This is a genomic window from Photobacterium sp. (genome assembly GCF_057456235.1).
The window spans coordinates 21,436-34,372 of record NZ_JBVCPH010000002.1 but is presented as its reverse complement, the minus strand read 5'-3'; the positions used below and the strand labels follow the sequence as shown (position 1 = coordinate 34,372).

At 50.3% G+C, this 12,937-nt stretch carries 8 protein-coding genes; 3 read left to right on the top strand and 5 right to left on the bottom strand.

Translation table 11 applies throughout. The features are described 5' to 3' along the window. Positions 1–142: 142 nt before the first annotated feature. Entirely contained in the window at positions 143–2,323 is a 2,181-nt protein-coding gene (gene glgB, locus AC2204_RS02850; RefSeq protein ID WP_318923979.1) for a 1,4-alpha-glucan branching protein GlgB, read from the top strand. A gap of 87 nt (positions 2,324–2,410) precedes the next feature. Here glgB and AC2204_RS02845 read toward each other — a convergent pair whose 3' ends face one another. After that, positions 2,411–3,547 (bottom strand): ABC transporter substrate-binding protein, encoded by a 1,137-nt coding sequence (locus AC2204_RS02845; RefSeq protein WP_318923978.1) that lies wholly within the window; start codon positions 3,545–3,547, stop codon positions 2,411–2,413. A 40-nt stretch (positions 3,548–3,587) separates the two neighbouring features. After that, positions 3,588–5,438 carry an adenylate/guanylate cyclase domain-containing protein gene (locus AC2204_RS02840; protein WP_318923977.1) on the bottom strand — a complete coding sequence of 617 codons (1,851 nt, stop codon included), beginning with the start codon at positions 5,436–5,438 and terminating at the stop codon, positions 3,588–3,590. Between the two features lie 175 nt (positions 5,439–5,613). Between AC2204_RS02840 and AC2204_RS02835 the strand changes: the two genes are divergently transcribed. Then, the gene (locus AC2204_RS02835) at positions 5,614–8,448 is read left to right on the top strand and encodes a cation:proton antiporter (protein ID WP_318923976.1); all 2,835 of its coding nucleotides are present in this window, start codon (positions 5,614–5,616) and stop codon (positions 8,446–8,448) included. A gap of 10 nt (positions 8,449–8,458) precedes the next feature. On the opposite strand, the gene AC2204_RS02830 is transcribed toward AC2204_RS02835, so the two are convergent. Further along, entirely contained in the window at positions 8,459–9,445 is a 987-nt protein-coding gene (locus AC2204_RS02830) for a universal stress protein (protein WP_318923975.1), read from the bottom strand. A 218-nt stretch (positions 9,446–9,663) separates the two neighbouring features. On the opposite strand from AC2204_RS02830, the gene AC2204_RS02825 reads away from it, so the two are divergent. Continuing rightward, positions 9,664–10,443 (top strand): AraC family transcriptional regulator, encoded by a 780-nt coding sequence (locus AC2204_RS02825; RefSeq protein WP_318923974.1) that lies wholly within the window; start codon positions 9,664–9,666, stop codon positions 10,441–10,443. A 378-nt stretch (positions 10,444–10,821) separates the two neighbouring features. On the opposite strand, the gene AC2204_RS02820 is transcribed toward AC2204_RS02825, so the two are convergent. Beyond that, positions 10,822–11,790, bottom strand: coding sequence for a hemolysin (locus tag AC2204_RS02820; RefSeq protein WP_318923973.1), 969 nt, complete (start codon positions 11,788–11,790; stop codon positions 10,822–10,824). A gap of 384 nt (positions 11,791–12,174) precedes the next feature. Next, positions 12,175–12,876, bottom strand: coding sequence for a hypothetical protein (locus AC2204_RS02815; protein ID WP_318923972.1), 702 nt, complete (start codon positions 12,874–12,876; stop codon positions 12,175–12,177). Positions 12,877–12,937 lie beyond the last annotated feature (61 nt).

Below are 12,937 nucleotides of genomic sequence, written 5' to 3'. Positions count from 1 at the left end.
GAAAGCCCGCATATTAGGGCTTTTCGGAGGTCCATTGCCGCTTTAGATGATGTCTTTGTCCATCAGGAAATTATCGATTTGACACCACACTTAGCAGAAGTGCGAGCAAAAGCTCTTCAATGATTAAATAAGGAGTACTTCGTTGAACAGAGAAATACAGGGTGAAAAGGAATACCGCCAGCTAGAGAGAGCCGCATTTTCAGATCCCTTTTCCTTTCTAGGGCCACAATACCATTCTGAAGAGATCTCACTTCGGGTATGGATGCCAGGAGCTGAAAAGGTTGAGGTAGAGCTCGAATATGGCGAACGCTTCACGATGGAACGTGAATCCGCCAGTGGTTTTATCCTGAAAGAAAAAACAGACCTGACCACGGCAAATTATCAGCTGCAGGTGTGTTGGCCGGACGGCCAGCAATCGATTAATGACCCGTATCAGTATCATCGTATTTTGCCTTCTGACCAGGCACTTTTCACCCCGTCACAGATGTACAAAGAAATGGGTGCACAACTCATCACACTGGAAAAAGCTGGCCAGCGGGTGTCAGGTGTTCGTTTTCTGGTTTTTGCACCCAATGCTTCTGCTGTCAGTGTCGTCGGTGAATTTAATGGCTGGGATGGCCGCCGCCATCCCTTGCAACGCATGGCTCATGGCCTGTGGGGATTATTCATTCCCGGGCTTGCCGAGGGTGAGTGTTACAAGTTTGAGCTGAAAGACCGTGCTGGCAATGGCCTGCCCCATAAAGCCGATCCATGGGGTTACCATGCCGAGCAGTACCCGTCTTTCTCGTCGCTTGTTTTTGATCAGGCCAAGTACCAGTGGCAAGATCAGGCATGGCAAACCCGGGAAGTCACATCAAAGCACCAACAGCCGCTGTCTTTCTATGAACTGCATGTCGGGTCATGGCGCAGGAATGAACACGGTGAATTTCTGACTTACCGGGAGTTGGCGCAACAGCTGATCCCTTATTTAACCGATATGGGGTATACCCATATTGAACTGATGCCGGTGTCAGAGTATCCGTTTTATGGCTCTTGGGGTTATCAACCGATAGGCCTGTTTGCTCCTACCAGCCGCTTTGGCTCACCGGATGATTTCAAGTTTTTTGTTGATCAGTGTCACCAGGCCGGTCTGGGTGTGGTGCTTGACTGGGTGCCGGCACATTTTCCCTCCGATGATCACGGTTTGGCAAACTTTGACGGTACCGCGTTATTCAATGACCCGGATCCGCGGCGTGGCTGGCATCAGGACTGGAGCAGCTATATCTACGATTATAGCCGGGATCATGTCCGCCGCTTCCTGGTATCGAATGCGCTGTACTGGTTTGAGCATTTCCATATTGATGGCTTGCGGGTCGATGCGGTTGCCTCCATGCTTTATCACGATTATTCCCGTAAGCACGGTGAATGGATCCCCAACCAGGATGGCGGTAATGAAAACTATGATGCCATCAGCCTGCTGAAGTGGATGAATGAAGAAGTGTATCGCCATTATCCCAATGCGATGACCATTGCCGAAGAGTCTACGGCTTTTCCCGGTGTGTCCAAACCAACGACAATGGGTGGTTTGGGCTTTGGCTTTAAGTGGAATATGGGGTGGATGCACGACAGTCTGTCATACATCAAAGAAGAACCGATTCACCGCAAATACCACCACAATACCATCACCTTCCCCATGATTTACGCATTCAGTGAGAATTACGTTCTGTCGCTTTCTCACGACGAAGTGGTGTACGGCAAAGGATCGATGCTGAATAAAATGCCGGGGGATGAGTGGCAGAAAACCGCCAACCTGCGTGCCTATATGGGGTATATGTATGGCCAGCCGGGGAAAAAGCTGAACTTTATGGGAACCGAAATTGCCCAGAGTGCCGAGTGGAACCACGACAGTCAGCTTGAGTGGCACTGGCTGCAGTATCCTCGCCATCGAGGGGTGCAAACTTTAGTGAGAGACCTAAACCGATTGTACACCAGTGTTCCGGCACTGTATGAGCTCGACTGTTTGCCGGAAGGTTTTCAATGGCGAGTGCAAGATGATGCCGAGCAAAGCGTACTGGCCCATGAGCGTTTCGCGCTCAATGGCGACAAAGTGCTGGTGATCAGTAACTTCACGCCAGAACCGCGCAACGGTTATACCCTGGGTGTGCCAGAGAAAGGGCAATACCGTCTCGTACTCAATACGGATGCCACCTGCTACTGGGGCAGCGGTTATGCCGTCGATGAATGTATTGAAGCGGTGGAAGAGCCAAGTCATGGCCTGCCGTATTCCGTCAAGGTGACTTTACCGCCGTTATCAACCCAATTTTTGGTCTTTAGCAAAAACTGAATGTCGAATAAAGAGTCAAGTTAAAGCCAGTGGAGCAATCCGCTGGCTTTTTCAAACACTGCAAAAAGAGTGTGTGACCGTGAGACGTCAGGGCTCAACCCGCATACTGAATGAAAATTCGCCTTGTTTGACCTCAAGCAGCACAGCGCTTTTGATCGGGTCACCGGAATCACGAAACTTAATTTTCCCGGTAACACCGTTATAAACGTCGAGGTTGTTAAGCGCATCGCGGATCCCTTCTGGTTCAACCCCGCCATAACGTTTCGCGGCCTCGAATAACATCCCGAAGGCATCATAAGTCAGGGCGGCCACATCGTCAGGCTCCCTGTTGAACGCTTGACGATAACGCGCCCTGAAGTTCATCGTCTCGTCATTGGAAGTATCAACGGCATAATGGGTGCTGAAAAAAGCGCCCTCAATCGCATCACGCTGAATTGCCGGTATCTGAGTCCAGCTATCACTACCGAGCAATTGGGCGCTTATTCCCATCTTTCTTGCCTGACGGGCCTGGCCTGGCACTTCATTGTAGTAATTGGGCAGAAACAGCACCTCGGGTTCGGCGGCCTGAATCCGGCGTAACTGCTTAGTAACATCCTCGGTGTCGCGGGTATAGAACTCAAAGGCGACGATCCCGCCTCCCAGTGCCTTAAAAGCAGTTCTGAAAACCTCTGCCAGATTACGGTTGTACTCACTGGAGATATCATACAGCACGGCTGCCTTTTTATACCCCAGTTCATCGTAGGCAAAACTTGCCATCACCTGGCCCTGAAAAGTATCAACAAAAGCGACACGATAAACCCAGCTTTTATCCCGGGTTGTTTCCGGATTCGTCGACCAGGGACTGATCATAGGGATCCGGGCGTACTCGGCATATCTTGCTGCAGGGATCGCGTTACGGCTGGCCTGAGGACCAACAATGGCGCTGACGTTTTGCTGATTGATCAATCGCAGAGCAGCACTGATAGCCTGCTCGGCCTTATCCTCATTATCTTCAATCAGCAGTTCCACCCGGTAGCGTTGATTGTCAATGATCAGACCGCCGCTGTCGTTGACTTCCTGCACAGCCAGTTGCGCAGCTTCTACCGTGGCCAGTCCTACTTCCGGAATATGACCGCTTATCGGCGCGATCAAGCCAATCCTGAACTCCCTGACTCTGGATTGCCGATCGTTACAACCGCTCAAAAAAAGGCTGGCAAGCATCAGCAAGGTAATCATTAACTTCATGTAAGTATCCTTCATTCAAGCCCTGCATAACAAAAGCAACCTAACTGATCGCCTCTTCTTTACGCCCTTTTAAAATATAGGTGTGCATTTTTCCTTTACCCTTGATGCCTATCATCCCGCGATCGGAAAAAACAAACTGATCCCGCAAGTGCCTGTGGGTAGCTTCGGTGACTTGGATCCCTCCTTTAAGCCCCTGAGACTCCATTCTGGAGGCGGTATTCACCGCATCTCCCCAGATGTCATAGACAAATTTTTTCGTACCAATTACCCCTGCCACGACCGGCCCGCTGTTGATCCCAATCCGCATGCTCAGATCACTACCATGCCTTCGGTTGAAACACTCAATCACCTCCATCATGTCCAGTGCCATCTCCGCAACCACCTGGGCATGATCATCTCGCGGGATGGGGATCCCGGCCCCAACCATATAGGCATCCCCGATGGTCTTGATCTTTTCCAGCCCCCGCAGCTCACTCAAGCGGTCAAACTCACAGAATATTTCGTTGAGCAGCCCGACCAATTCGGCAGCAGACAGTTGAGCAGACATGGGGGTGAAGTTGACGATATCAGCGAATAAAATCGAAACCTCGGCAAAGCTGTCTGCGATGGTATCCTCGCCATGCTTGAGACGTTCTGCAATCGGTGCCGGCAGAATATTAAGCAGTAGATGTTCCGACTTTTCCTGCTCCTCGGCCAAGTCGTCAAGGGTGCTTTTAAGCCGCTCGATCATAATATTAAAGTTTTTCGCCAGTACCCCGGTTTCATCCTGGGTCAGAACCGGCGCCGTCTGATTGAGATCCCCGGCGGCGATTTTCAAGGTGGTATCCGTTACGGCCAAAATAGGTCGGGCAATCCGAAAGGCAATCAGGTAAATCCCGATACTCAGTACCCCAACCGCCAATAATCCAACGCCCAGGATCATCCCGCCAAGACGGTTAGCAGGTGCCAAGGCAGTGGCAGCCTCAATTTCAGTGATCAGCGCCAGGCCCAGATCGGGAAGCCAGCGGTAACTGCCAATGACCGGTACGTTGGAATAGTTGTCATAGAAGCCCGCTCCGTTTTCCCCCTTCAGGGCCGCTTCGATACCCACGCTGTGTACACCCCGCGGGTAGGATTCATCGCCAAAGCGTTCGGCTGAAATAAAACGGTTGTGGGCATCGATCAAATAAGCCTCGCCGCTTTCCCCCAACCCGGTTCGCCTGCTGACAATCTCGACCAGAACTGACAACCGGATATGGGCTGCCAGCACGCCAAGCAGTTCTCCTGCCGGACTCAGAAGCGGCGTCGACACCGTCAGGGTCGGGACGCCGCTCTCGGCTCCCGGATACACCTTTCTCAAGTAGGTTCCCTGACGCCCTTTGGTGAAATACTGATCGCTGAGCCGATATTGCCCCTCATGAGACGGATCAGTGGAGAAGAAAACCCGGCCGCCTACATTTGTCAGCAATAAAATTTCCGTCAAATCAGAGGCGCTCGCTGAACCATAGTCAAGAAACGTGGACAAAAACAAGACTTCGGCCAACTCCAAATATGCGGCTTGGTACTGTGCACTATCAAACTCCTTCGACAATAGTGAATCAGCAGCTTTACGGAGTTCATCCAGTCCGGCAATTTTCGTCGCAATGGCAATCTGCTCGGAAACAAACCGATTAATTTCAAATTCTTTGTGATCAGCAATAACCTCAAACTGCGCGATTGCCACCTCCTTTTGAGTCTCAGCGGAAAGAAAATACGTCACTGCCGCCAGCGCAACAACAACCAGTACCGAAACCAGCAAGAAGTAGACCGTCATCCGCGCCTTCAGGCTCTTTTGCAAAAGCCCCATTGGAATCCCCCTGAAAAACAAATAAAAAATGCTCCTCACAAAGTCAGTATAGACTTCAATACCCATTTTTGAGCTAACCTAAATATATTGCTCCACCAGCGCTCAGGAGTGGGCTGATGAGTCAACATTTCCGGGAGCGATACCTTCTCACGCCATATGCCAAGTTCAGCCGCCGACGTTTACTTCAAGCCGCCGGAGCGGTTGGTATGACAGGAAACGATCAATCGTAGAGGCTGTTGCCATGCATCAAACATTTCTCCTGGTCCTGGGGCTCGTCGGCCTGCTTACCATTGCAAGTCTTCTGCTGCCCATCGCCAACCGTATCAATTTTCCCTATACGGTGTTACTGGCCGCCGCAGGAAGCCTCTTGGGTGGCATCGTACTGGCAATGAGCGGCGTTCAGGCACCCGGAATACTGGGGGATTTTCTGGCTTCACTTGAAGCGCTGGATATTACCTCCGAAGCTGTCTTTTTTGTTTTCCTGCCCGCGCTTATTTTCGAATCGGCACTGAATATCAATGCCCGCCACCTGGTAGCGGATCTCGGCCCCATCCTCCTGCTTGCGGTGATCGGCCTGCTGATATCCACCCTGCTTGTCGGCTTATCCGTCTGGTATGTTTCCGGTATCAGCCTGGTAGCCTGTTTACTGGTTGGCGCTATCGTATCGGCCACCGATCCGGTCGCCATCGTCGCCATCTTCAAAAACCTCGGGGCCCCCAAACGGCTTACTATCCTGGTCGAGGGCGAAAGCCTGTTTAACGATGCCACGGCTATCGTGCTATTTACGATTCTGGTGACAATGCTGATCAGTGGCGCAGAAGAGAGCATGCTGGCTGCGGCCGGCAAATTTATCGAAGTGTTTTTCGGTGGCATTCTGGTCGGCCTGATCACCTCCTGGCTCGTCGCTTCTTTGATCGGCCAGCTGCGTAATCTCCCTCTGGTCGAGATCACTCTTACCATCTGTCTGGCCTATCTGAGCTTTCTGCTAGCCGAACACTACCTGCATGTATCCGGTGTGATGGCTGTCGTCACAGCCGGTTTGGTGATCAATTCGTTCGGACGTACCAAGATCTCGCCCCATACCTGGCACACGCTGACCGAAACCTGGGAAGAGCTGGTGTTCTGGGCCAATTCCCTGATCTTCTTTCTGGTGGGCCTGCTGGTTCCCAAAGTCCTGGTCAATTTTACCTCAGCCCAGCTACTCGCCCTGCTCGCCTTAATCATTGCGGCATTCATGGCCCGTGCTGTGGTGCTCTACCTGGTGTTGCCGTCGCTGAATAGGCTCGGACTGGGACAGCAAATCAGCATGGCCTTTCGCACTGTGATGCTGTGGGGAGGATTACGCGGTGCCGTCTCGCTGGCACTGGCGCTGGTGATCCTCGAAACGCCGGGCATTGCCCCTGACATTCAGGCTTTTGTCGCCTCGCTGGTTACCGGTTTTGTGCTGTTCACGCTTTTTGTAAACGCACCGACCATGGGCATGATGATGCGTTTTTTTGGACTTGATCAGCTGCCCCCCGAAGAACGACTAATTCGCAACCGGGTCATGGCACTCTCGATAGGCCATATCCGTGAGGGGCTTGAACATGCTGCGCTGGAGGATAAAATCAATCCGACCATCGCCACCGGGGTGGCTGATATTTATGAGCAGCGACTGCACAGGATCGAGCACTCGATGGCGCGCACTGGCCAGAAACCCGATACCATCACCCTCTGTGTCGGACTCAGCACCCTGATCAACCATGAACGTCATCTCTACCTACAACGTTTCGGCGACGGGCTGGATTCTGCCAAAATCACCCGCACGCTGATGTTTCACGCCGATGATCTGCAAGACGGGCTGAAAATTGGCAAGCTAGGCGGCTATCAGGAGACTATCAATGCCGCTCTGAAATTCGGCCCCCTCTTTCATACTGCCATGCTGCTGCAGCGGCATCTGGGGCTTTCTCGCCCCCTGGCCATACAGCTGGCCAACCGCTTTGAAGTGCTGCAAGTTACCGATACCGTGGTCACTGCGCTTATCCGCTATAGTCGGGAGACAATCCCTTCACTATTTGGCGAGAGCACCGCCCATGAACTGGAACAATTATTAACCGCCCGCCTCAAAACCACCCAGCAGGCGCTGGAAGCGCTTCACTTACAATATCCGGAATACGCAGAAACGCTCCAGAAGCGCCACCTTGTCCGGGTGGCCTTACGCCTAGAGGAAGCCAGTTACCGCCGTATGCTTGATGAAGATATCATCAGTCAGGAAGTGTTTAATGAGCTGGGGCGGGAGATCGACAAACGCAGTCGCATCATGGATCGCCAGCCGCGGCTGGATCTCGGGCTCGAGCCCGCCAAGCTGGTCGCCAAAGTCCCGTTCTTTTCTGAGCTGGGTTCGCACCGTATCAGCGAAATTGCCGCGATGCTCACCCCGCAGCTGGTCGTGCCGGGCGAACGGATCGTCACTCAGGATGAACCAGGCAATGCGATGTACTTTATCTCCAGCGGTGCAGTCGAAGCCGCAACAAAGCACCAGTCGATACGCCTTGGCAGCGGCGACTTCTTTGGCGAGCTGGCATTGCTCACCCAGGAACCCCGCAGTGCCACTGTCACCGCAATTGCCTATTGCCAGCTGCTTGTCCTGCCGGTAAAAGACTTCCAAAAAATAACCTCAGCCCATCCCTATCTGCAGGAGCGTATCACCCAGGTTGCCAGCAAGCGTCTGGATCCGGAAGATCTGGTGGCAAAGGTCCCTTTATTTGCACCATTGGACAGCAGCCATATTGCTGAAATCGCCGGACACCTTAAACCGCTTCTCGTCGCGCCGGGCGAACAGGTGGTACATAAAGGAGAGGCAGGCAATGCGATGTATTTTATTGCTGCCGGCTCAGTTGACGTAACGAACAATCATGCCCCCGTCCGCTTGGGCAGAGGCGACTTCTTTGGTGAACAGGCACTACTGACTCAGGGACCGCGCAATGCCGACGTCACTGCTGCCAGCTACTGCGAGGTGCTGGTATTGCAGGGCGATGACTTCCACCGGCTCCTTGAGTCAAACCCTGAGCTGAAAGACCGAATCTGCATCCGTTAGCCCGTTATACCTATTCCTCGAGGGTAACCGGCGTGACAAACCCCTGCGGTTTGACCGCAAGTATCGAACAGTCGATTCGGCTGAGTATCGTTTCTGCCGTGTTACCCATCAGGAACCCGGGAATACCCGTGCGAACCACGGTCCCCATAACCACAAGATCGGCCTCAATCTTATCGGCAAAAAGCGGGATCTCTTTGCGTGGTGAGCCTTTTAGCAAATGAATTTTAGGTTTGAGATAGGCACAGGCGTGATTGCCCAAATGATTGGTGAACTCTGCCACTAATTCATTCAAGTTTTGCTGATGCTGCTGCTTGACCTTTTCGACATAGGCAACAACCTCATCTTCCGTCTTGTGCATAAACCCGCCTCGCAGCGAACTTTCACCAATAGCCTCCCATACATGCGCGATATGCAGCTCGGCGAATTCAGACAGCGCTAAGGAACCCGCCAGGTCGAGGATCTGAAGATCAAGCTGATGTTTGGTCTCTGACTCTTGCGGCAAAAAAGAGCTATAAATATCCACCGCGGCCGCCACCAGAATACGGCGATATGCTTTCGGGGATTTCGAATGGACTAACCATACCGGACATGGACATTTACGTAACAAGTGCATATCGTCACTGCCAAAAACCTGCGCCCGCAATCCATCGCAGCCTGCGGCTTTGACCAACAGATCACGTCCATTTCGGATCACCTCTCGGATGATTTCTAAAAACGGGATACCTATAAGCACTTTGATTTGAATATCGATATTTTTGCTCCACGGCGCAATCAACTCTGCCAGTCTTTTTTCATGCTCGGCAACAATGTTCGCCTGGAGGATCTCGGGGGACAGGTCGTTATGAAATAACTTCAGGTTGGTCGGTATTTTTTCAATGACTTCAACAACGGTAAGACGCGCCTGGTTGTTGTTCGCCAGATCGGCGGCACGTTCCAATGCCGCCTCGTTGGCCGCCTCGGCTGTTGCGACGACAATTATATTTTTAAATCTCTCCATGTCACGGTCCTCCAGTTTATATTCAAGGTTATGTAAAACTGAATTCATCAAGGCACTTTTCTGTTGATATAATCTTAGCTGAGTATCATCAAGTAACTTTGCCATATACGCCGATTTCTTCACGGTTTACCCAGCAAAGTTGCCCCTTTTGATCTTCAACGATGACAACTTTCTGTAAGATAGCCATCACTGACCATCTCTGATAATAAGCAGCCCTTATGAAAAATGTCCATCAACCACTGTTTGATAACGACAACCCGCCAGGCGATATCTTTTTTGGCCATGACGTTTTTCTGCCTAATAGCACCACTCAGAAGCACCACCATTCCTGGGGTCAGCTACAGCTGATTAATGGCGGTATTCTGGAGCTGAATGCAGAAGGCAAACGGTTTTTGTCACCATCACAATATGCGGTATGGGTACCAGCAGGAATTGAACATGAGAGTTATATGCGTCGCAGCATGAACTATTGTTCGATGAATATCGTCAGGCCCTTTGCCGACGATCTGCCGGATTATGCATGCTTGTTAGAAGTCAGCCCGATCATGAATGCAATTATTAATGATCTGCGCGAACGTCGTATTACGGTGCCCAGCACCGGCGAAGATCAACGAATGGTGAGAGTGCTTCTCGATCAGGTGCTTTGTGCCAATGAGCACGAACAATTTCTGCCAGGCAGTGAAGATAAGTTATTAAAACCCATTTTGACCGAACTGGAACGCGACCCGACCAATAACAAAACTCTGGCCCGCTGGGCAAAAGAGATTCACACCACTGAACGTACGTTAGCCCGGCATTGTCAGAATAAGCTGGGGATGAGTTTTACCGAATGGCGCCAACGGCGTAAGTTTATCTACGCCTTACACCTGTTGCGCAAGGGTTTATCCGTCAAAGAAATAGCCCTGACCTTGGGTTACCATCAGGCCTCGCCATTTATTACCCTGTTCAAGAAACACGCACATTGTACGCCAGAGCAGTATCGTAAAAAGCTGGAATGATGGTTGTGTCGCTAAGTTATACAGAAGCACAATCGTACTGATTTCCAGATACTACTAGTCTTCCAACGCGTAAAACTCATCCCAGATGGAGGTTATCGAGCTGCCCATTTTTAATCATCGACTACAGCTCCTCGCTGGCGAGTATGGCTTTATTCAACTACGTTGTTCAAATAACACTTCAACCAGGTTGAGCATCTTCCCCGCCAACCAGAGTTGGACATTGATATTATGTAGCGCTAACACATTGGCATTCGAATTTCGTATTGTTTAAGAAGGCGAGTCCAATCAGACTTAACTGTAAAAAGGAGAGCGGCAATTGTAGATTTGCCGCTCTTGCTTAACTAATATTAATTAAATATATATAGTTCACTCTTTCTGTTAAAACTGGCTTACGGCCAACTTATCCCAGTCGATGGTGAATCGAACCTGTGCCTCTGTGTAATGGTTTTTTGTTCCATAGTCAGACCAGGTACAGGCACTGCGGCTAAATCCTTCTTCTACTTCCTTCATTCCGGCCCGGACAATCATCTCAGTTTTGGCTTCAGTGCCACTTTCAGGTTCTGGCGTGAACACGTACTGGAATTTCGGCTTAAATCCATAAATCAGGCGGGGTAGGTTTTCTTCGGGCAGCAAGTTTTCATTATAACAGTCAGTATAGTGGTAGACCCCAGCCCACTTACCGTAATACTGGTAATCATTGGTATAAAGCTGATTTAGTGATGTTTCCCATTTAACCCCGGTGCCACGTCCAGCACCGACATGTGGAACCACTGCCGTAACATAATCTTTGCTTGTATACCGAGAGGTATAGCTTACTCCCAGCTGGCTTCCCAGTGTACCGGAGAAGCTCGGCATCGCTCCTGGTGTTGCCGTCACAGTCAGACCAATAGATGGTGCAACCGTCGTAGACGACACAGAAACGTCATTAGTTTCATTTTGCGGAGAATAGTCATCGCCAAAAATCGACGTACCTCCAGCTTGGTAAATACTATAGTCAAATGCAACAGGATATGTTTGCGTAAACCGGGCAAGCAATGGGGAGTTATAAGTCTGCTTTACCCCTGATTTCCCTGGTACATAACCGCTGCCGAGTGTTACAACTCGTGCTGCTTTTTTTCCATTGTTTGAATTGTGAAACAGCTCGACAAGCAATTTCATTTGAACCCTGCTTCCACGAAAAGCATAAGATGAATTTTCAGACTCGTTTTCGAGCACTACCTCATAGCTCTTCTTTGAATACCCATTTAAGCTCACGTCATCAACGATAACACTTTCTACAATCTCAGTTGCTGATACCGATGCCGCAGCAGTAAGCCCCAAAAGAACGGGTGCTAATACTCTTTTCATTATTCCTACTATTTTATGGGAGTGTTCCCATAAAATAGCAGGCTGATTACAGAGCATCAACAGTATAATCAACCGAACGTGCCATTAGAATGAAAAACTAGAAAGTTATGTCACGGTGATATATGGACCTGATATTAATCAGAATTTGGCAATAAACGCTACTAGGAATATCTTGGCCACATCCGTTATCTTTCTCACCGCCGCATAGTAAGTGTTATGTTAACGCCAAACACCATCATTTTAACAAGCACACCACGTGTTAAAAACTATCGTGAGTACAAACTAGTCTCTCAGGGACTATGTAGCAAACTGGAATGAACATCCGCATATTGAGTGGGGTACAGTCACTCCGTCCATATTTTCAAGCATTCCGAATAGAGCGGTCTAAGTTTGGCCCGGTTTGGCTTTACTGCTGCACAGCGCTAAGCAAATATCTGAGCACACTTTATAATCATCCTCAGACTTAGTATGTTTTTTGTGGATCAACATCAGGTGTGATGCTGCCATCATAGATGTGGTTTTGGCTTTTTCAAGCCATGGGATCGCTTCGTCATAGCGTCCATTGTCATAATACCAGACTCCGAGTTGTGCCGCGGCTGCAATACCATGCTCTCCATCTAGGTTGGCTGATTGCTCCCAAAGTGACTTAACTTCATCCCAAGGCGTTTCCGCATTCATAAGCTTCAGACACAGACCTTTTCGAAACAGTGCCAGTGCGCGATCATTCGGTTCCGGCTCTTGTGCCAGCCAAAGATCTAAGAACTCAATCGCCTTTGTGTAACTCACCTTGCAGAGCACTTTGTTAAATGCGCCATGACGACCTAAAAAGACGGCATCCTGTCCCAGAATAATGCTTGGCAGGTGCCCCCGCAGAGCGGCGTCATGTAGAAAGGTTACGGCGACTGAACGTGCTTCTGCTTTTGCTTCATCTTTCGATTGTCCCGCAGAAGGCGTGCCACTGTATTTGTCGGCAAAAATCAACTTTGCATACTCTAAGCAGGCATCATTATCTCCGGACTCTGCCAGAAGCTTAAGCAAAGGCCCCCGCTCTTTTGCTGGCAGTGCCATTACTTCAGAATACGCCATTTCCATATTCCCAACCTTCGATTTTACAATAATTTTATAAAACGATAGTTTACATGACTTT

Bases quoted from the DNA above. Each gene is read 5' to 3' on its own strand.
- AC2204_RS02845 (WP_318923978.1), bottom strand. From the start codon at position 3,547: ATGAAGTTAATGATTACCTTGCTGATGCTTGCCAGCCTTTTTTTGAGC.
- AC2204_RS02840 (WP_318923977.1), bottom strand. From the start codon at position 5,438: ATGGGTATTGAAGTCTATACTGACTTTGTGAGGAGCATTTTTTATTTG.
- AC2204_RS02835 (WP_318923976.1), top strand. From the start codon at position 5,614: ATGCATCAAACATTTCTCCTGGTCCTGGGGCTCGTCGGCCTGCTTACC.
- AC2204_RS02830 (WP_318923975.1), bottom strand. From the start codon at position 9,445: ATGGAGAGATTTAAAAATATAATTGTCGTCGCAACAGCCGAGGCGGCC.
- AC2204_RS02825 (WP_318923974.1), top strand. From the start codon at position 9,664: ATGAAAAATGTCCATCAACCACTGTTTGATAACGACAACCCGCCAGGC.
- AC2204_RS02820 (WP_318923973.1), bottom strand. From the start codon at position 11,790: ATGAAAAGAGTATTAGCACCCGTTCTTTTGGGGCTTACTGCTGCGGCA.
- AC2204_RS02815 (WP_318923972.1), bottom strand. From the start codon at position 12,876: ATGGCGTATTCTGAAGTAATGGCACTGCCAGCAAAAGAGCGGGGGCCT.